This window comes from Chryseobacterium sp. B21-037, from assembly GCF_028570785.1.
GTDB lineage: Bacteria > Bacteroidota > Bacteroidia > Flavobacteriales > Weeksellaceae > Chryseobacterium > Chryseobacterium proteolyticum.
Genome location: NZ_JALGCB010000001.1, coordinates 2,573,242 through 2,592,771, shown reverse-complemented (window position 1 = coordinate 2,592,771; position 19,530 = coordinate 2,573,242). Strand labels below are relative to the sequence as shown.

At 34.9% G+C, this 19,530-nt stretch carries 14 protein-coding genes; 11 read left to right on the top strand and 3 right to left on the bottom strand.

What is annotated here, in order from left to right; all coding sequences use genetic code 11:
• The first annotated feature begins 258 nt into the window (after positions 1-258).
• Positions 259-3,444, top strand: a complete 3,186-nt coding sequence (locus MTQ00_RS11430) for a TonB-dependent receptor (RefSeq protein ID WP_273649123.1) — start codon at positions 259-261, stop codon at positions 3,442-3,444.
• Positions 3,445-3,584: 140 nt separating this feature from the next.
• On the opposite strand, the gene MTQ00_RS11425 is transcribed toward MTQ00_RS11430, so the two are convergent.
• The 3 genes from MTQ00_RS11425 to MTQ00_RS11415 form a co-directional block, all read right to left on the bottom strand.
• Positions 3,585-5,276 carry a ribonucleoside-diphosphate reductase subunit alpha gene (locus tag MTQ00_RS11425; protein WP_262888817.1) on the bottom strand — a complete coding sequence of 564 codons (1,692 nt, stop codon included), beginning with the start codon at positions 5,274-5,276 and terminating at the stop codon, positions 3,585-3,587.
• A 27-nt stretch (positions 5,277-5,303) separates the two neighbouring features.
• Entirely contained in the window at positions 5,304-5,591 is a 288-nt protein-coding gene (locus tag MTQ00_RS11420; RefSeq protein WP_172280068.1) for an antibiotic biosynthesis monooxygenase, read from the bottom strand.
• An 82-nt stretch (positions 5,592-5,673) separates the two neighbouring features.
• The gene (locus tag MTQ00_RS11415; protein ID WP_172280067.1) at positions 5,674-6,648 is read right to left on the bottom strand and encodes a ribonucleotide-diphosphate reductase subunit beta; all 975 of its coding nucleotides are present in this window, start codon (positions 6,646-6,648) and stop codon (positions 5,674-5,676) included.
• Positions 6,649-7,073: 425 nt separating this feature from the next.
• On the opposite strand from MTQ00_RS11415, the gene MTQ00_RS11410 reads away from it, so the two are divergent.
• From MTQ00_RS11410 to MTQ00_RS11365, 10 genes are all read left to right on the top strand, one after another.
• The gene (locus MTQ00_RS11410) at positions 7,074-7,763 is read left to right on the top strand and encodes an ABC transporter ATP-binding protein (RefSeq protein WP_172280066.1); all 690 of its coding nucleotides are present in this window, start codon (positions 7,074-7,076) and stop codon (positions 7,761-7,763) included.
• A 44-nt stretch (positions 7,764-7,807) separates the two neighbouring features.
• A complete protein-coding gene (locus MTQ00_RS11405; RefSeq protein WP_172280065.1) occupies positions 7,808-9,037 on the top strand; it encodes an ABC transporter permease in 1,230 nt (409 codons plus the stop codon).
• A gap of 59 nt (positions 9,038-9,096) precedes the next feature.
• Positions 9,097-10,368, top strand: a complete 1,272-nt coding sequence (locus tag MTQ00_RS11400) for an ABC transporter permease (protein WP_172280064.1) — start codon at positions 9,097-9,099, stop codon at positions 10,366-10,368.
• A 31-nt stretch (positions 10,369-10,399) separates the two neighbouring features.
• A complete protein-coding gene (locus tag MTQ00_RS11395; protein ID WP_172280061.1) occupies positions 10,400-11,593 on the top strand; it encodes an efflux RND transporter periplasmic adaptor subunit in 1,194 nt (397 codons plus the stop codon).
• A 155-nt stretch (positions 11,594-11,748) separates the two neighbouring features.
• Positions 11,749-13,269 (top strand): glycosyltransferase family 39 protein, encoded by a 1,521-nt coding sequence (locus MTQ00_RS11390; protein ID WP_273649119.1) that lies wholly within the window; start codon positions 11,749-11,751, stop codon positions 13,267-13,269.
• A 74-nt stretch (positions 13,270-13,343) separates the two neighbouring features.
• Entirely contained in the window at positions 13,344-14,249 is a 906-nt protein-coding gene (locus MTQ00_RS11385) for an NAD(P)/FAD-dependent oxidoreductase (protein ID WP_172280057.1), read from the top strand.
• A 224-nt stretch (positions 14,250-14,473) separates the two neighbouring features.
• Complete coding sequence (glyA, locus tag MTQ00_RS11380; RefSeq protein WP_273649117.1) at positions 14,474-15,739, top strand: serine hydroxymethyltransferase; 1,266 nt, start codon at positions 14,474-14,476, stop codon at positions 15,737-15,739.
• 59 nt (positions 15,740-15,798) lie between these two features.
• Positions 15,799-16,260 carry a regulatory protein RecX gene (locus MTQ00_RS11375; RefSeq protein ID WP_273649115.1) on the top strand — a complete coding sequence of 154 codons (462 nt, stop codon included), beginning with the start codon at positions 15,799-15,801 and terminating at the stop codon, positions 16,258-16,260.
• Between the two features lie 437 nt (positions 16,261-16,697).
• Positions 16,698-18,647: a polysaccharide biosynthesis protein gene (locus tag MTQ00_RS11370; RefSeq protein WP_273649113.1), complete on the top strand. Its 1,950-nt coding sequence runs from the start codon at positions 16,698-16,700 to the stop codon at positions 18,645-18,647.
• 72 nt (positions 18,648-18,719) lie between these two features.
• A complete protein-coding gene (locus MTQ00_RS11365) occupies positions 18,720-19,526 on the top strand; it encodes a polysaccharide biosynthesis/export family protein (protein WP_273649111.1) in 807 nt (268 codons plus the stop codon).
• The last annotated feature ends 4 nt before the right edge of the window (positions 19,527-19,530 follow it).

Below are 19,530 nucleotides of genomic sequence, written 5' to 3'. Positions count from 1 at the left end.
TTTTCCTTTTTTATCAAGGCATTGATTTAGTAAAATGAACGTTGTTCATATTGTGTTCATATATCTTAAAATAGCTTCAATGCGGTAAAAGATTTATTTGTAAAATGTTACCTAGATCTCATCTTACATATTTACTTTAAGCAATTAAGTTTTTTTTAAGGAAATATTAAACATTATGTTATATAATGTTAACTGTATGTTACCACAATTCATGATTGTTGCTTCTAATTTTGCCATAAAATTTAGAAGTATAAAAATATGAAGAGAAAATTGATCTGTGCTTTTGCTGTTTTGTCTTTTGGCTTAGCGTTTTCACAAGAAACCAGCTCTAAAATTTTCGGAAGATTAAAAGGGGTAAATTCTGAAGTTACGGTAAAAGTAGTTCACGTTCCCACCAACAGTACCTTTGAAACTAAAAGTAATAACAAAGGACAATTTAGTCTGGATAATCTACAACCCGGAGGACCCTACACGATAGAGATTTCCGATGGTTCGCAAATTATCTATTCGAATACCAATTTACAGCTTTCATTAGGAAGTAATGATTTGCCTGTAGTAGAAATCAAAAACAGAGAAAAAGTGATCGACGAGGTAAAGCTTACCTCGAAGAGAACCACTGTGAAAAACGGAGTTGCAATTAGCCAGGCTCAGATCTCCGGACTCCCAAATATTAACAGGGGTATCCAGGATGTTACCAAGTTGGTCCCTCAAAGTGCTAACAACTCTTTCAACGGAACCAATTTCAGGTATAATAACGTTACTATTGACGGGTCGATCAATAACGACGCGATTGGTTTTAGTCCGTCTTTGGGTGGACAAACGGGAACATCGGGAATGCCGGGAAGTAGTACACGCTCCAACTCAATTAGTTTGGATGCGATTCAGGATGTACAGGTTTATATTGCTCCTTATGACGTGAAATTAGGAAATTTCCTTGGAGGAAGTATCAATGCCGTTACACGTAGTGGTAGTAATAATGTGGAAGGATCTTTTTATGTATACGGACGTAATGCTGCTATTACAGGAAGAAATAGGGTAGGAGATAATTCAAAAATGCCAAGCTCTTTTCAGGATTTTATTTATGGAGGGAGAGTAGGATTACCTGTCGTTAAAGATAAGGTGTTTTTATTCACCAATCTTGAATATACAAAAAGAAAAGATCCTGTTTTTTATAATGCTGATGATCCTAATGCGTTGGTTAATAACGCTGTTGCTCAACAGATCTCAGATTTTGTTCGAACCAAGTATGGCTTTAATGTGGGAAGCTTTAATCAGTACACTAATTTTTCTGAAAGTGCAAAGCTTTTCAACAAATTAGACTGGAAGATTAATGATAAACATACATTGTCCATTAAAAATAACACTGTATTCTCCCAGGCTTCCAACCTTGAAAGAGATGGTGCCAATTTCAGGTTTTCAAGCATGGACTATATTCAAAAGAACAATGCTTCAACGACGACTTTGGAACTAAAAAGCCGTTTTAATGATAAATGGAATAATAACTTAGTATTAGGATATTCTTCTATTAATGATTACAGGGATCCTACTTCTTCCAACGCTATGTTTCCACAAGTGGAAATAGGGTATAATGGAGGAACTATTTTATTAGGAAATGATAGAGAGGCAACGGTTTTCAATATGAAGCAGAAAACATTTGAGATCACCGATAATTTAACGTATAAGACAGGAAATCATACTTTCTTATTAGGAACGCATAATGAATTATACAATATCGATTATGGTTTTGTAAATGCATTGAACGGAAGAATCTCTTATAAGAATCTTGATGATTTTTATAACTCAAAACCAGCAAGGATAAGAGGGACTTATCCTTTCAATGGAGACAGCAGAGAGACGCTGTTTAATAATCCGTATGCATCATATAAAGTGAACCTTCTTTCATTATACCTTCAGGACGAGATTAATTTAGGAAGACTCCGTTTATCTCCGGGTGTAAGAGTAGATTATACTGATTTACCAAACAAACCTCTTTTGAGTTCAAAAGTTACTAATTCTCCTACCGATCCTAATATGGGGAATACCTACAGCTATACACCATTAAATCAGCTTACAAACAAATATCTTAATAAACCCACATTGTCTCCAAGATTAGGATTTACTTTGGATCTTACAGAAAACAGATCAGTTGTATTAAGAGGGGGGTCTGGTATTTTCGTAGGAAGAATACCGTTTGCATGGCTGGGTTATGCTTATTATAATGATGGAGTAGGTTTCGGAAGTTATGATTATAATGGTCCGACGGCAGCTCAAATGGCAGCTAATGGAGACCCATTGGTAAGCGGAAACTTTGCTAATTGGCAAAACTCTTCCAAAGTTCAGGTAGACCTTATTGATAATAACTTCAAAATGCCTAAAGTGTGGAGAAGTTCATTAGGAGTAGATTATACCGTTGGAGGATATAAGTTGACATTAGAAGGTATTTATACTAAAGTACTTTATGATCTGAAATTCCAGCAGGTGAATAAAACGGATAACGTAACGTATTACAGTTATGACGTGAATCACCAAATGCCTATTTATACAACGAATATCAACAGTAATTTTTCTAATGCGTACATGTTATCCAATACGAAAGAAGGTTACAGGTATAATATAACAGCACAGATTTCTAAATCTTATAATTTCGGATTTAACTTCTTTGCAGCATATACTTACGGAGATGCTAAAGATATTACCAACGGGATCAGAAACTCAATGGAAAGTAACTGGCAGATGAATCAATCCCTTACACCTAATAATCCTCAGTTGACAACTTCTAACTTTGCTATTAAAAATAGAATTGTTGCCAATCTCGGATATGGTTTCAATGTTTCAGAGTCCAACAGATTGTCGGCCAACGTATATTTCAATGCTCAGTCAGGAAATCCTTTCTCATGGGGCTTTGTAAACAGTACGATTGCTAATACAGGACAAGCTGCCGGATTGGCATATATCTTTAATGATGCTGCTGAAGCTGCTAAGTATATTGTTCCGATAAAAGATGCTGCAGGGAATGTTTTGGTAACAGCCCAACAGCAGGTGGCTGATTATGAAAGCTTCGTTAATAATAATAAATACCTGAGCAGCAGAAGAGGAACGTTTACTCAGAGAAACGGAGACTTTACTCCTTGGAATATTCAGGCAGATATCAGAATTATGGATGAGATCAGACTGAGCCGGAAGTCTAAAAATAATATCCAGATTTCTTTAAGTATCATCAACTTCACCAATCTGTTGAATAAGGATTGGGGTAAGATCTATTTTGTACCGAATACTTTTAATTCAACAGCAAGTGTTGGATTAACTAAAGTTGGAAATGTGGCAGCGGGACAGCCGGGAGCTGGAGATCCAACCTATAATTTCAAATCTCCGGGGTTGCCTTATACGATTGATCAGTTTGCATCAAGATTCCAGGCACAGCTGGGAGTTCGATATAATTTTTAATTTTTACTTTATATATTCTTTCAAGAGTCCAGATTTTCTTTCTGGGCTTTTTTTTATTTTGTAATTCTTTACAAAACAAGATATAAGAAAAGCACGTTTAAAAAACGTGCTTCAATATATAATTGTTTATTATTTGTAGTCTAAGCTTCGCAGCTTGAACAAGATACAAAGTTCACCATCATTTCCTTAGATACTGATGAGCTTCTTTGATAATATAATGTTTTTACTCCTTTTTTCCATGCTTCGATGTACAGATAGTTTACATCTTTTACGGGCATGGTAGATGGAATTTGTAAGTTCAATGATTGTGCCTGATCGATATATTGTTGTCTCTGAGCGGCCTGGGAAATGATCTCCATCGGAGAAATTTCCTTGAATGTCTTAAATACAGCTTTTTCTTCGTCAGTTAGTTCAGTTAAATGCTGAACGGAACCATGGTTCAACATAATCGTTCTCCATGTTTCTTCGTTATCTAGTCCTTTTTCTTCTAATAATTTTGCCAGGTACTTATTCTTACGCATGAAATTTCCTTTGGCCAAACCGGCTTTATAGTAGTTGGATGCGAAAGGTTCAATTCCCGGAGAAGTTTGTCCCAAAATAGCAGAGCTTGAAGTCGTAGGAGCAATAGCCATTGTGGTAGTATTTCTTAACCCATAACCTTTTAACAATTCAGGTTCTCCATAGATGTTAGCCAGTTCTCTTGATGCCTGTTCAGATTGCTCTTTAATATGTCTGAATGCTCTTGCATTAAACTGAGTTGCTTCAAAACTTTCAAACGGGATCATGTTCTTTTGTAAGTAAGAATGGTATCCTAAAACACCAAGCCCAAGAGCTCTGTGACGCATTGCAAAGTTTCTTGCTCCCTGTAGGTAATAATTGCCTTCTGTTTTATCAATAAATTCAGTTAAAACAGCATCAAGGAAATAAACAGCCAACTTCACTGCGTCCGTATCTTTCCATTCATCATATAATTCCAGGTTCATGGAAGAAAGACAGCAGATAAATGATTCTTCTCTCGTAGAAGGAAGCATGATCTCAGAACAAAGATTACTTGCATTTACAGTAAGTCCCAAATCTTTGTAAACCTGTGGTTTATTTCTGTTAACGTTATCCGTAAAGAAAATATAAGGAAGACCTTTTTGCTGACGGCTTTCCAAAACCCTTGCCCAGATCTTACGTTTTTCCATATCTCCATCGATCATATCCTGCATCCAGTAATCAGGAACACAAATTCCGGTAAATAAATTCTGAATAGGACTTCCGATATCTTTAATTGATAAGAACTCTTCAATATCACCGTGGTCGATATCCAGGTAAGCTGCAAAAGCTCCTCTTCTCACTCCTCCCTGTGATACTACGTCCATTGCTGTATCAAATAATTTCATGAAGGAAACCGCTCCCGAAGACTTTCCATTATCTGTTACTGCAGTTCCTCTGTTACGAAGTTCCCCGAAATATCCTGAAGTTCCACCCCCGATTTTTGTCTGCATGATGACTTCACCCATTTTATGAGTAATCCCTTCAATGCTATCCGGAATGTGTACATTGAAACATGAAATAGGAAGACCTCTCTGTGTTCCCATATTTGCCCAGACCGGAGAGGAAAAACTGATCCATCCTTTGGTGATCATTTCCTTAAAAGCAGGTTGTAATTCCGGTTTGTATAGCTTTTTGGCAGCAGCAGTGGTAATCCTGTCGATAGCTCCGTCTACAGTTTCCCCTTTTAACAGATATCCTCTGTTTAGCATTTGCTCAGACTCCTCGTTGAGCCACCATATATTAGTATTTTGTTCCTCCATAGTTGTTATATTTTCAAATTCCCGGATATCCATGTCGTAATATCCAGGAATTTTGTGTTATTAAATTGATTCTAAAAATTCTACCTTGTGGGAACCGTTAAGTCCACTCTCATCTCTTAATCGTTGAAATTCTTTAAAAGATGGTGTATTCAAAACCTCATGTTGTACCTCTTCATTGCTGTAATTAGAATAATGTAAGAATGTAACACCGTCTTCTTTAAGAAAAACCTTGTATTCAAATGCCGACAGATCCAATTGTCTGAAATCATTCAGGAAATTTTGAATGTTTTCTTTGTTTTCTGAAACAAATTCTGGTTTTACGGTATAACTTACAATTACATTAATCATCTTTTGTGTTTTGGTTTTTATTTCATCCGAAAAGGATACTTTCTAATGAAAGATTGTTGAGCTATATACAGAGCTTGTTTAATTAAAACAAATCGTTGGCTGTAATACTCTTGTCGTGTTTCGTATAGTCAACAGGTCTTTTAGCAAAGAAATCATCCATAGAATTAGCAAAAACCTCTTCCTCAAACCATTTCATCGGACGGTATTGTTCCGGCGAAATGTTGTAGCGTGTATCCATATTGATTTTCTTTAAGCTGTCGTCAACACGGTATTTCATAAAGTTGAGTAAGTCTTCTTTTGAGAATACACTCAATTCTCCCAATTCAAAGATCCAGTCTAAGATTTCACCTTCCAATTCTACAGATTGATCTACTAAAGTATAAATATCTTCAATGTCTGAATCAGTTAATAAATCAGGTTGTTCTTCGCGGATTTTGTTTATCAGATAAATTCCTGCGTTAGCATGGATTTGTTCATCAACAGAAGTCCACGCGATAATATTGGAAACGTTTTTCATGTATCCTTTAAATCTTGTGAAAGAAAGAATGATCGCAAATTGTGAGAAAAGCGATACATTTTCAATCAGGATACTGAATAGTAAAAGAGAAGAAACATATTCTTTAGGGGTGGAAGAATTAGCATGTTTCAGAACATTTGATAAGAAGTCTATTCTCTTTTTTACAGCAGGAACTGCTATAACGTTGGTAAATTCTTCATTATATCCCAATACTTCCAATAAACGCGAATAGGCTTCGGAATGACGGAATTCACATTCAGCGAAAGTAGCACCTAAACCGTTCAGTTCAGGTTTTGGCATATGATTGTATAGGTTTCCCCAAAATGTCTTTACAGACACCTCGATCTGTGCAATAGCCAGTAAAGCATTTTTCACAGAATTTTTTTCGTGTGGTTCCAGCTGCGAATGAAAATCCTGAATGTCTGCAGTAAAATCCACTTCCGAATGCACCCAAAACGATTTGTTGATCGCTTCTACAAATTGAAGAACCTCAGGGTATTCAAATGGCTTGTAACTTACTCTCTTATCAAAAATTCCCATATTAAAAATGTCTTTAAATTAAACTAATTAGATCACTGTGGATAAAAATCAAAGAATAAATAACAGCTTGATTTGTTGGAACTTATATTTAAAAGTTTTTCACAAGAAAAGTGTCTTTATTATTTGCTAGTGCGAAGCACAAAGTTCGAAAAAAAGAAACGATTTTGAAAGGGCTAAACACTAATTGGTTGACTTTTAATCGTAAAAGTTTTCCACATTTACATGAAACAAGCACTGATATTGGTTTAGATACAATAATAAGCATAAAATAAATATTTTTGATAAGTTACAGTTAAACATAAAATCATAAAATACTATAAATAAAGGTGTATTATATTAAACACTAAAAAAATACAATAAATTTTGATTCTTGTAACAAATTGAAAATATCTTCTACTTATTGACTATAAAACATAGATCACTTAATGTTAGTAATTCAGGATTTAAACAAATCATACGATACAGGGAAAAGTAAACTGCACGTTCTCAAAGGAATTAATCTCAATATTTCCGAAGGCGAGTTTGTTTCTATTATGGGAAGTTCGGGTTCCGGAAAGTCTACCCTCCTTAATATTATAGGGATTCTGGATGAAAAGGATTCCGGGATTTATGAGCTGGACGGTGTTCCCATCGAGCATTTATCCGAAGTAAAGGCTGCAGAATACAGAAGTAAATTTTTAGGATTTATTTTTCAGTCTTTTAATCTGATAGGATATAAAACGGCTTTAGAAAATGTTGCTCTCCCTTTATATTATCAGAACGTACCCCGAAAAGAACGTAATCAGATCGCCATGGAATACCTGGAGAAAGTAGGACTCGCCCAATGGGCAACCCATCTTCCCAATGAGCTCTCTGGTGGACAAAAACAAAGGGTAGCTATTGCAAGGGCGCTGATCACAAATCCTAAAGTGGTATTGGCCGATGAGCCTACAGGTGCCTTGGATTCAAAAACAACCCATGATATCATGAAATTGTTACAGGATATTAATAATGAAGGAAAAACGATCATTGTAGTAACCCACGAACCTGATGTTGCAGCACAAACAAAAAGAAATGTGATTTTAAAGGATGGAGTTATCGAAAGTGATGAATTTATCAAACAGGTTGTTCTATAAATAGTGAATGTACATTGACTTTAAAAAAGTAAAAAAATAAAAATATGTTTGACCTGGATCGTTGGCAGGAAATATTCAGTTCCATTCGCAGTAATGTATTGCGGACGGTGCTTTCCGGATTTACGGTGGCATTAGGGCTGTTTATCTTTATCGTTCTTTTCGGAATCGGTAAAGGTTTACAAAACGCTTTTACAGAAGGTTTTGCAAGGGATGCTCAAAATCTTATTTCCATCTTTACAGGAAAAACAACCATTGCCTACAAAGGATTACAGTCGGATCGTAACGTAACCATGAATAATGATGACTATGACTTTCTGGTTAAAGCAGATAAGGAAAAAGTAGGCTATTCAACTCCAAGGTATCAAACCAGTTTGCTGGTGAAGTACGGAAAAGAAAGTGGGAATTATCAGGTTAACGGAGGAGATCCTGAAGAAAAGTTCATTGAAAACAGGAAAATTCTTGAGGGACGTTATATCAATCCTTCCGATCTTGAAAGAAAACAAAATGTTGCCGTGATCGGACGAATGGTACAGAGAGATTTGATCAAAAACGGAAGTCCGGTAGGAAAAGAACTGAATATTAACGGAACAATGTTCAAAGTAGTTGGAGTATTTTCCGACGACGGTGGAGACTGGGACGAAAGACATATTACAGTACCCATTACTACTTTGCAACAGATGAAAAAAGGTTCAGATACTGTAACAACGGTTTATATAGCCTATAACGAAAAGCTAACACCTCAGCAAGCTATAAAATATGGTAACGAGCTTAAAGATAGATTAAAAGCCAGGAAGAATGTTTCTCCTGACGATGAAAATGGGGTCCGGGTATGGAATAATGCAGAAAATATGAATGATACATTTATGTTTATGGCTGTACTTACAGGTATTGTTGGTTTTATCGGGATGGGGACTTTGATCGCGGGAATCATTGGAATCAGTAACATTATGGTTTACATCGTTAAAGAGAGAACCAAGGAGATAGGTGTTAGAAAGGCTATTGGAGCGAAACCAAAAAGCATTGTGGCATTAATTGTACAGGAGAGTGTTGTGATCACTGTGATCTCAGGTTTAATTGGGGTAGGTTTGGGAGTTTTAGCGCTTAGCCTTATGGGAGACAGTCTTGAAGAATTTTTTATCAAGAACCCTAGTGTCGGCTGGACCGAGATCTTTATGGCATTTCTGGCATTGGTTTTTTCAGGATTGATTGCCGGTTTTGTTCCCGCTTACAGGGCATCGAAAATTAAACCTATAGAGGCATTACGAACAGAGTAATAGCTGATGTTCGTACATAATTATAAAAAAAGTATAAATCAAACTCATAACTAACACCAATGAACATCTTATTTAAAAAGGATACCTGGCAGGAAATTTATTATTCACTGAGAAATAATAAACTTCGGACATTCCTTACCATGATCGGGGTGGGTTGGGGTATGTTTTTATACGTAAGTTTGCTGGGAGCAGCAAAAGGAATGGAGAATGGTTTCGATAAATTATTTTCAGGCTTTGCAACGAATTCTATTTTTCTATGGGCTCAGAAAACCTCTATTCCATACGAAGGTTTTCCAAAAGGGAGAGAGATGAAACTGCACTTGCCGGATATGGAAATGCTTAAAAGAAAAATTCCTGAAATAGATTACATTTCACCACAGAATGCTCGGGGAAGTTTTACAGGAACACCCGGAGAATCTATGTCAAGAAACGGGAAAAGTGCTACCTATTCTCTTACAGGGGATTATCCTGTGGGAAATAAAATTTCTGAAAAGAAACTTATTTTCGGACGCTATATAAACGATGCCGATTTATCAGGCAATAAAAATGTTGCCGTGATCGGAGAAGAGGTATATAAAAACTTTTTTAATTCCAAAAAGAAAGAAAATCCTATTGGTAAATCAATAAATATAAAAGGGCTTTTCTTTAATATTATCGGTGTTTTCAGAGTGAAAAAAGGAGGCGGTTTTGAAAATGACCGTACTGTTTTCATTCCTCTTTCTTCATACACGAAAATGTATAATGCGGGAGACAATATCGATATGTTTGCTATTGTCAGCAGGCCGGATGCCGATTTAAAGATTGTGGAAGAAAAAGTAAAACAGGTATTAAAGCTTAAAAATAAAGTTTCACCTGAAGATACAAATGCATTTGGAAGCTTCAACCTTGGAAAAGAATTTGGAAAATTAACCGGATTCTTAACCGGAATGCAGCTATTAACAATTATTGTAGGAACACTTACGATTCTTGCGGGAGTTATTGCGATCTCAAATATCTTACTGATTACGGTAAAAGAGAGAACAAAAGAAATAGGGATCCGAAGAGCATTAGGAGCCAAACCTTCAGAAGTAAGAAATCAGATTCTGCTGGAAAGTGTTGTAATTACACTATCCTCAGGGTTATTAGGATTCATGTTGGGAATATTTGTCCTGATGGTCCTTAATATGGCTACACAGAATCAGGATGCCTTTCCATTTTATAATCCTACGGTAAACTACGGAAATGTATTTGCTGCCATGGCGGTGATGGTAGTTTTAGGATTGATTATCGGAATGATTCCAGCTCAGAGAGCTGTTAAAATCAGACCTATTGAAGCGTTAAGAACTGAATAAAAACCATTTAAATAAAAAATAAACTAGATATATGAAAAAGAAATTCACTTGGAAAAAAGCCATTTATATACTGTTGGGGCTTTTATTTGCAGTGGCATTATTCTCGGGAATCGGTTATCTGATCAAATCCAATTCTAAAGAGAGTGAAGCGTTCCTTACGCGAAAACCAACGGTCCAGAATATGGATGATAAAGTCATGGCGACAGGGAAAATTATACCAAAAGAAGAAATCGAGATCAAGCCTAATATTGCAGGGATTATTGATAAAATTTTAGTTGATGAAGGGGATAAAGTAGTTGCGGGACAATTGGTTGCAACGGTTAGGATTATTCCAAATATCGCGGATGTAAACAATGCACAGCAGGAAGTTCAGAATGCGCAGCTTCAGATCAGCAATGCCAAGCTGAATGTAGATAACATGCAGAAACAATTTGATATGCAACAGAAATTGTATAGTCAGGGAGTTATTTCCAAGCAGGATTATTTAAACTCTCAACAACAATTGTATTCTCAGCAACAGACTCTTAAAAACGCAAACCAGCAATTCCAGACGGCTCAGAAGAGATTACAAATTGTGAAAACCGGAGCAACTCCTGAACTTCAGGGTTTTGCTACAACGCAAATACGTTCAAAAGCTGCAGGAACGGTACTTGATGTTCCTGTAAAAGTAGGAAGCCAGGTTATTGAAGCGAACTCTTTCAACGCGGGAACAACGATTTGCTCTATTGCCGATCTTAATTCACTGATCTTTCAGGGAGAGATTGATGAAGCTCAGGCGGGAAAACTGAAGCAGGGGATGCCAATGAATATTGTGATTGGTGCCTTGCAGAACAAAACTTTTCCGGGGAAATTAACAATGATTGCTCCTAAGGGAAAAGACAATCTGGGAACGATAAAATTTCCTGTAGAAGGCGATGTAACCAATCCTAATAATGAATACATCAGAGCTGGATTTTCAGCAAATGGAGAGATTGTATTGAATTCCCAAAAGAATGCATTATTGCTTGATGAATCTCTTATTCAATATGAGAAAAACAACGGTAAAGACAGATCTTTTGTTGAGGTAAAGCAACCTGATGGAAAATTCAAAAAAGTATATGTGAAATTAGGTGCCAGTGACGGGATCAATGTTCAAATTCTTTCAGGAATAGATAAAAATTCTGAAGTGAAAGTGTGGAACCCATCAGATAAGGACAAAGAGGAACTTAAAGAAAAGAAAAAATAATAAACTAATCAGATACATTTTATCTACAGTCCCGGGAATTTATTTCCGGGATTTTTTTGCTCCTGAAGGTTGTTGCCTATTCCGTTAAACAATGTTTGAAAATGTAATGAATAAGAAGCTTAAAATGTCTTAATTTTAATTTCAAACTTTGACCTATGAAGAAAAGCTATCTTATTCTTTTCGTTTTTATTATTGCAAAATTTATTCTTCAATATTTATTGATTAACCCCGAATACGAATTACACCGGGATGAGTTTCTTCATATTGATCAGGGAGATCATATTGCGTGGGGATATTTGTCCGTTCCACCAGTTAGTTCTTGGGTGGCATGGTTAATTAAAATATTAGGTAGATCAGTATTCTGGGTTAGATTTTTTCCGGCTTTATTTGGGGCGCTGACTATAGTTGTGGTGTGGAAGATCATTGAAGAGTTAAAAGGAGGATTGTTTGCTCAGATTTTGGCTTCTTTTGGGCTATTATTTTCTGTGCTTTTGCGATTAAATATGTTTTTTCAGCCTAACTCTTCGGAAGTGTTTTTATGGACTTTATTCTTTTATATTTTAATTAAATACATATATACAGAGAAAATAAAATGGCTTTATTCCGGTGGGATAATTTTTGGTTTGGGTATTTTAAATAAATATAATATTGCTTTTCTGGCATTGGGTTTTATCCCTGCACTTTTGTTAACAGGCCAAAGAAAGATCTTTGCAAACAAGCACACCTATTGGGCTGCACTTGTAACTTTAGTTATTATTTTTCCTAATCTCTTATGGCAGTATAATAATAACTTCCCTGTTATTCATCATATGAAGCAGCTTTCAGAGAATCAATTGGTCAATGTGAATAGATTTGACTTTTTTAAATCTCAATTACTATTCTTTATAGGAGTTACGTTTGTTATCATATTGGCTTTCTACGCCCTGTTATTTTACAAACCATTTGAAAAGTTCAGATTTTTCTTTTGGGGATATGTAATTGCAATATCTCTGTTTGTCTTTTTTAAAGCTAAAGATTATTATGCAATTGGTCTTTATCCTGTTTATATTGCCTTTGGGTCAGCTTATTTGGATCACATTTTAGAAAGCGGATGGAAAAGATTTCTTAAACCACTCTGTATACTTTTTCCCATACTATTATTTATTCCCATGTATCGTATTTTGTTTCCTAATAAGAGTCCTGAGTTTATTGTGAATAATCCGGAGCGTTATAAAAAATTTGGATTGTTGAGATGGGAGGATGGAAAGGATCACTCATTACCTCAGGATTTTGCAGATATGCAAGGGTGGAAAGAATTAGCACAAAAAGTAGATAAAGAATATTATAAATTATCAAAGATAGGAAAGACTTTAGTTTTATGTGATAATTATGGTCAAGCTGGAGCTATTAACTATTATTCAAAGATGGGAATAAAAGCTGTCTCATTTAATGCCGATTATATCAACTGGTTTGATCTTAAAGACAAATATTTTAACTTGATAAGAATAAAAGATAATGATAATGATGATGAGTTAAAAGAGACTGGTCCTTACTTTGAAATTTCAAGAAAAGCTGATTCTATTACCAATCCTTTTGCCAGAGAAAAAGGTACTCTTATTTTTAGTTTCAGTCGGGCAAAAATAGATGTTAGGCCGAAATTAAAAAATGAGATCGATGATAATAAAAGGGAATTTTGAAATAATTCATTATTGCAACTTTATTGCATTATTAAAAAATTATTTTATCTTTGTCTTAAATTTTATTTCAGACCATGGAAGTAAACCCTTATGATGTTATAATAATTGGAGGCAGTTATGCTGGTCTTTCAGCTGCAATGGCTTTAGGAAGATCTTTGAGAAATGTATTAATTATTGATGGAGGAAAACCTTGCAATGAGCAAACACCTTATTCTCATAATTTTCTGACACAAGATGGAAGGACTCCCCGGGAGATTAGTGATGAGGCTAAATCTCAGGTGAAAAAATATAGTTCTGTAAAGTTTTATGATGGTATTGCGAGTAAACTTCTGAAAATAGATAACGGATTTGAAGTCGAAACTCAGTCACTAGAAAGATTCAAATCTAAGAAATTGATTATTGCCACTGGAATTAATGATATAAAGCCACTTATTCCAGGATTCAAAGATTGTTGGGGGATTTCTGTTTTACACTGTCCGTATTGTCATGGGTACGAAGTGAAAAATGAGAAAACAGGAATTATGGGTAATGGCGATTTTGCCTATGAGTTTTCAAAAATGATTTCACATTGGACGAAAGACCTTACTCTGTTTACCAATGGAAAGGCAGAGCTCACAGAAGATCAGATCAGAAAGTTACAAGAAAAAAAAATTAATATCAATGAAAATGAAATTACGGAATTGAAGCATAGGAACGGGATCATTGAAAGTGTCGTCTTTAAAGACGGATCAAAAGTTTCTTTAAAAGCTGTCTATGCTAAAGTTCCTTTTGAGCAAAATATAAACGTTTCACAGGATTTAGGCATCGAAATAACTGAGTCAGGCCATATAAAAACAGATGCTTTTTATAAAACCAATGTGTATGGTGTTTATGCCTGTGGTGATAGCTCTTCAATGATGAGATCTGTAGCAAATGCTGTCGGATCTGGAAATACCGTTGGTGCTATGGTAAATAAGGAGCTTATTGAAGAAGAATTTTAATTAAATTTTAAGTGTTTTAAGTATTCCTTGCTGTATTAGTATAGCAGGGAATATTTTTTTATAAGAAGTGATGGGCACTTTTTCACTAAGATTTTAAGCTAGATAGGGATTGAGAAATAAATTGTGTTTTATATTATTTTATCCCAAAAATCATATTTTTATGAATAAAATCTTGTTGAAAATTCCGTACATTTGGGGTGAAAAATCTCAAAAACTAAAAGTAAATGGATATTATTTTCGACCTGATTGAAAAGGAAAAACAAAGACAAACTCATGGATTGGAGCTTATAGCATCGGAAAATTTTGTTTCTGATAATGTAATGAAGGCGATGGGGAGTGTATTAACAAATAAATACGCAGAAGGGTACCCTGGTAAAAGGTATTATGGTGGATGCGAAGTAGTAGATGAGGTCGAAACATTAGCAATAAACAGAGCAAAGGAGCTTTTTGGAGTTGACTATGTAAATGTTCAGCCTCACTCCGGATCTCAGGCTAATGCAGCTATTTACCTTGCCGTTTTGAAACCCGGAGATAAAATTATGGGAATGGATCTTTCCATGGGAGGACATCTGACTCATGGTTCAGCCGTTAATTTTTCAGGAATTCAGTATAATGTTGTTTCTTATGGCGTACAACAGGAAACAGGTTTGATTGATTACGATCAAATGAGAGAAGTTGCTTTGAGAGAAAGACCGAAAATGCTTATTGCCGGTTTTTCCGCTTACTCCAGAGACCTGGATTATGCAAAATTCAGAGAGGTGGCAGATGAAGTAGGTGCTACTCTGTGGGCTGACATTGCGCACCCGGCAGGTTTGGTTGCAAAGGGATTACTGAATTCCCCATTTGAACATTGCCACGTAGTGACTACAACTACTCATAAAACACTAAGAGGGCCAAGAGGAGGAATGATCATGATGGGTAAAGATTTCGAAAATACGTATGGTCATAAGACACCTAAAGGAGAGATCAAAATGATGAGTCAGGTTTTAGATGGTGCAGTATTTCCTGGAATTCAAGGAGGACCTCTTGAACATGTGATTGCTGGTAAAGCAATTGCTTTTGGAGAAGCTTTGGATACTCAGTTTGAGACTTATGCAAAACAAGTTAAATCTAATGCTCAGGCTTTAGCAAAAGCAATGATCAGTAGAGGATTTGATATTGTGAGCGGGGGAACAGATAATCACTTAATGCTTGTGGATCTTAGAAATAAAGGCGTTAATGGTAAAGAGACTGAAAAAGCATTAGTTCTGGCAGATATTACATGTAACAAAAATATGGTTCCTTTTGATGATAAATCGCCATTTACAACCTCTGGAATCAGACTAGGAACGGCAGCAATTACAACAAGAGGATTAAAAGAACAGGATATGGAAACTATTTCAGAGCTAATCTCCGAGGTTGTTGATAATATCAAGAATGAAGAAGTTATTGCATCTGTAAAAAAGAAAGTAAATGAATTAATGGAAGGGAAAGCTTTGTTTAATTACTAAATTTTACTTCAATTTAAATACTAAGAATGGGCACTTTGCTCATTCTTTTTTTATAATATATGGATAAGAAATCTTATACTTTTGAAGAAATCAAACAAAAGCTGGTTAACTATTGTGTTTATCAGGACCGATGTCATGCTGAAGTTGAACAAAAGATGAAAGAATTCATGCTGATCAACGAAGCTAAAGAGGAGATTCTTTTATATCTGATTCAGGAAAATTATCTGAATGAGGAGAGGTTTGTAAGAAGTTATATCAGGGGAAAGTTTTATATAAAGCACTGGGGGAGAAATAAGATTCGGATGAATTTAAAGCAAAAGCAAATTTCCGAAAAGCTTATTCAATCCTGCTTTAATGAAATAGATGAGGACGATTATTTTAAAACCCTTAAAAAGATGTTTGATGATCACTATTCCAAATCCAGTGAGCTGAAAGAGTACCAGAGAAAAACGAAAACAATCAGTTATTTAATAGGCAAGGGGTACGAATATGAAATAATCCTGCAGGTTCTTGAGAATTAATATATATGTAATTTACGTTCCGTTTATTTTCTGTTTAAAAAAAATAGCTTTGTTGAAATTTTAAGGATAATAAATTATAATAATTATACTGTGAATTTAGTATTGGTTTTTATAAGACTTTTATATGTAATATCTTACATTGTTTCCTTAAAAAAAAATTAAAATTTTAATAGAAATTAAAGTAAGTGGCACGAAAAATGCATGTGGTTTGCAATATTTATATTTTGAAATTTATATCTGAAAAACAATGAAAATATGATATAAATAGCGTAAAAAGTATGGAGATTGTATATAAATTTTTTTATAGACAATAATATGTGTTAGAAATAGTTTTTATTGGAAATAGATAAAGTAGAAAAAAGAAATTAAACAATTGCATTAAAATTATGAATAATATCTATTACCTTTGCCCCGCTAATAAAATCACCTAATGTTGAATGAAAAAGTTGCATGAAGCTTTTAATGCTCTTTACAATGGCGATAACATTGTGAAAATCACGAAATTGAGATATATACCGAGATGGTTGGTTATCATTATCGATATTTTAATTATCTTTTTTTCAATTTTGCTTTCACGTCTTTTCTTAAGGAATCTGGATGTAAAAGTTAATTTTCCGGAATATGTTGTTCAGAAAAGGATTTTAGTAATTGGGATTAATATCCTGTTTATGTATGTCTTCAAAACCTATGCAGGTATTATAAGACATTCTACTTTCTTTGATTTTTTCAAGATTATACTATCATCAGGAAGTACATTGGTCAGTCTTTTGATTATCAATTACATTTCACAGATGGCCATGGGTACATCACTTTTCCTGTATCCTAATCTGTTTTTGTATTTCCTTATTTCGGTATCCATCATGTTCTTTTTTAGGATGGTTACTAAGCAATTCTTTAATATGCTAATTGATATTAAAGGTGCTTCTTCTAAAGTAAGAATAGCAGTGGTAGGCGTTGGAGAGGCTTCTGTAGCATTGGCTCGCGCCATTATGCATAATCCTAACTATCCCTATCGTTTGCAGGGTTTTCTTACAGGAAGATCGGACTCAAACAGAGCTTTACTATTGGGCTACAAGATTTATAATAAAAATCAGTTTTTTAAAAGCGAAAAATTAATCAAGCAGTTTGATGCTGTATTGTTGATTAAGGAGATTATGACAAAGCAGGAAATCGAAGAGTGGATGACCTTAGCTTTGGACAGCGGTTTGAGAGTACTGAAAGCTCCGACACTTAGTAAAATGAGAGATAGTGATCTCGTTGGAGGAATCAGCCAGCTTCAGATTGAAGATTTATTGAATCGTAAACCTATAAAAATAGAGAGTGAAGACGTAAAAAAGAGACATTTTGATAAAAATGTTTTAGTTACAGGAGGTGCTGGTTCTATTGGAAGTGAAATTGTTAGGCAAGTTGCGCAGTTCAATCCTGCATTAATTGTAGTTCTTGATCAGGCAGAGTCCCCATTATATGAATTGGAATTAGAGCTTCTGGAAAAATTTCCTGAGCAACGGTTTAAATTTGTACTGGCGGATATTTCTAACAGTTACAGATTAGAAAAAGTGTTTGAAGACTATCAGTTCTCAATGGTATATCACGCCGCTGCATACAAGCACGTTCCGTTAATCGAAGAAAATCCGCATGAAGCTATTTTTGTAAATATCTTAGGGACAAAGAACGTTTCTTTATTATCAAAAAAGTATAAAGTAAACCGTTTTGTGATGGTTTCTACCGATAAGGCTGTTAACCCTACCAATGTTATGGGGGCGTCAAAAAGAGCAGCAGAATTGTTTGTTCAGTCTTTACAGAATTCACCGGGAAATACTACTAAGTTTATTACTACGCGTTTTGGGAATGTATTGGGATCAAACGGTTCGGTTATTCCTCACTTTAGAAAGCAAATAGAAAAGGGAGGTCCCGTTACGATTACTCACCCGGACATTATTCGTTACTTTATGACAATTCCTGAAGCATGTGAACTTGTACTTCAGGCAGGAACTATGGGTAATGGAGGAGAGATTTATGTATTTGATATGGGTGAACCTGTTAAGATTTTAGATCTTGCTAAAAGAATGATAAAACTATCTGGTTATACGCCAGATGTAGATATAAAAATTACCTTCATTGGTTTAAGACCGGGAGAGAAATTATATGAGGAACTTTTAAGTAATAATACTGTTACCATTCCTACACACCATGAAAAGATTTTGATCTCAAGAGATCCTATAATGGAATTCGATGAGGTGGATATGCTATGCAAGCAGATTATATTAGCTGCTGTTAAAAGAGATAAATTACAGGTAGTTAGAATTTTAAAAACTATTGTTCAGGAGTTTATAAGCAATAACTCCGAGTTTGAAATTTTGGATAAAGAACCATTAGTAGAAGAGTAATTGAGTGCAATGAAATCAATGAATAGTTTGTAAAAAAATAATTATCCTATTTTTGTGGAAAAATTATCAGGAATGAGTTTAAAGTATTTTATTTATGGTGCTGTAAGTTTAGCAATGTTTTCTTGTACAACGAGACAGGATATCAATTATATGAAAGATATTGATAGTATTACACTCGAAAATTCGATTAAAAATAGCAGAGTTGATTTTCAGCCTGGGGATCAATTAATTATTACAGTTTCAGCAAAAGATATGGATGTAGTAAAGCCTTTTAATCAGAATTATTCTTCAGCTAGTACAGTTGCTCAGTATACTTTGCCGAGTTCCAATAATCTTCCTCAACAGGTTCCTATGTCAGGACCGACTTATGTTATAGATACCAATGGTGATATTGTTTTTCCTCAGATTGGAAAAATAAGCACTAAAAACGAAAATATTGAAACATTAAGAACCAAGCTTACGGGATTAATTTCGGAGTACGTAAAAAGTCCTATTGTAGACATAAAACTGATTAATTTTAAAGTTTCTGTTCTTGGTGAGGTTGCTAAACCCGGAACTTATGTAATACCTGATGGAAATACAACTTTATTAGGTGCGATTGGTCTAGCAGGAGATTTAACTGCATATGGAGTAAGAAATAATATTTTAATTGTTCGAAATGTTGACGGACAGATCAGCAAAGAAAGAATAGATCTTACAAGTGCTAATTTTATAAATTCTCCTTACTACTATCTGAAACAAAATGATGTAGTATATGTTCAGCCAAATGCTAACAGGGAAAAAGCAGCTAGGGTAGATCCTAATACTGGACTTTACATTTCTGTTGCCTCTGTAATTGCTTCAATAACTGTGGGGATATTGGCATTGATTAAAAATTAATAAA

What these genes read in the sequence shown, in the direction of transcription:
- MTQ00_RS11430 (WP_273649123.1), top strand. Translation starts at nt 259, where the DNA reads ATGAAGAGAAAATTGATCTGTGCTTTTGCTGTTTTGTCTTTTGGCTTA.
- MTQ00_RS11425 (WP_262888817.1), bottom strand. Translation starts at nt 5,276, where the DNA reads ATGGATATCCGGGAATTTGAAAATATAACAACTATGGAGGAACAAAAT.
- MTQ00_RS11420 (WP_172280068.1), bottom strand. Translation starts at nt 5,591, where the DNA reads ATGATTAATGTAATTGTAAGTTATACCGTAAAACCAGAATTTGTTTCA.
- MTQ00_RS11415 (WP_172280067.1), bottom strand. Translation starts at nt 6,648, where the DNA reads ATGGGAATTTTTGATAAGAGAGTAAGTTACAAGCCATTTGAATACCCT.
- MTQ00_RS11410 (WP_172280066.1), top strand. Translation starts at nt 7,074, where the DNA reads ATGTTAGTAATTCAGGATTTAAACAAATCATACGATACAGGGAAAAGT.
- MTQ00_RS11405 (WP_172280065.1), top strand. Translation starts at nt 7,808, where the DNA reads ATGTTTGACCTGGATCGTTGGCAGGAAATATTCAGTTCCATTCGCAGT.
- MTQ00_RS11400 (WP_172280064.1), top strand. Translation starts at nt 9,097, where the DNA reads ATGAACATCTTATTTAAAAAGGATACCTGGCAGGAAATTTATTATTCA.
- MTQ00_RS11395 (WP_172280061.1), top strand. Translation starts at nt 10,400, where the DNA reads ATGAAAAAGAAATTCACTTGGAAAAAAGCCATTTATATACTGTTGGGG.
- MTQ00_RS11390 (WP_273649119.1), top strand. Translation starts at nt 11,749, where the DNA reads ATGAAGAAAAGCTATCTTATTCTTTTCGTTTTTATTATTGCAAAATTT.
- MTQ00_RS11385 (WP_172280057.1), top strand. Translation starts at nt 13,344, where the DNA reads ATGGAAGTAAACCCTTATGATGTTATAATAATTGGAGGCAGTTATGCT.
- glyA (WP_273649117.1), top strand. Translation starts at nt 14,474, where the DNA reads ATGGATATTATTTTCGACCTGATTGAAAAGGAAAAACAAAGACAAACT.
- MTQ00_RS11375 (WP_273649115.1), top strand. Translation starts at nt 15,799, where the DNA reads ATGGATAAGAAATCTTATACTTTTGAAGAAATCAAACAAAAGCTGGTT.
- MTQ00_RS11370 (WP_273649113.1), top strand. Translation starts at nt 16,698, where the DNA reads ATGAAAAAGTTGCATGAAGCTTTTAATGCTCTTTACAATGGCGATAAC.
- MTQ00_RS11365 (WP_273649111.1), top strand. Translation starts at nt 18,720, where the DNA reads ATGAGTTTAAAGTATTTTATTTATGGTGCTGTAAGTTTAGCAATGTTT.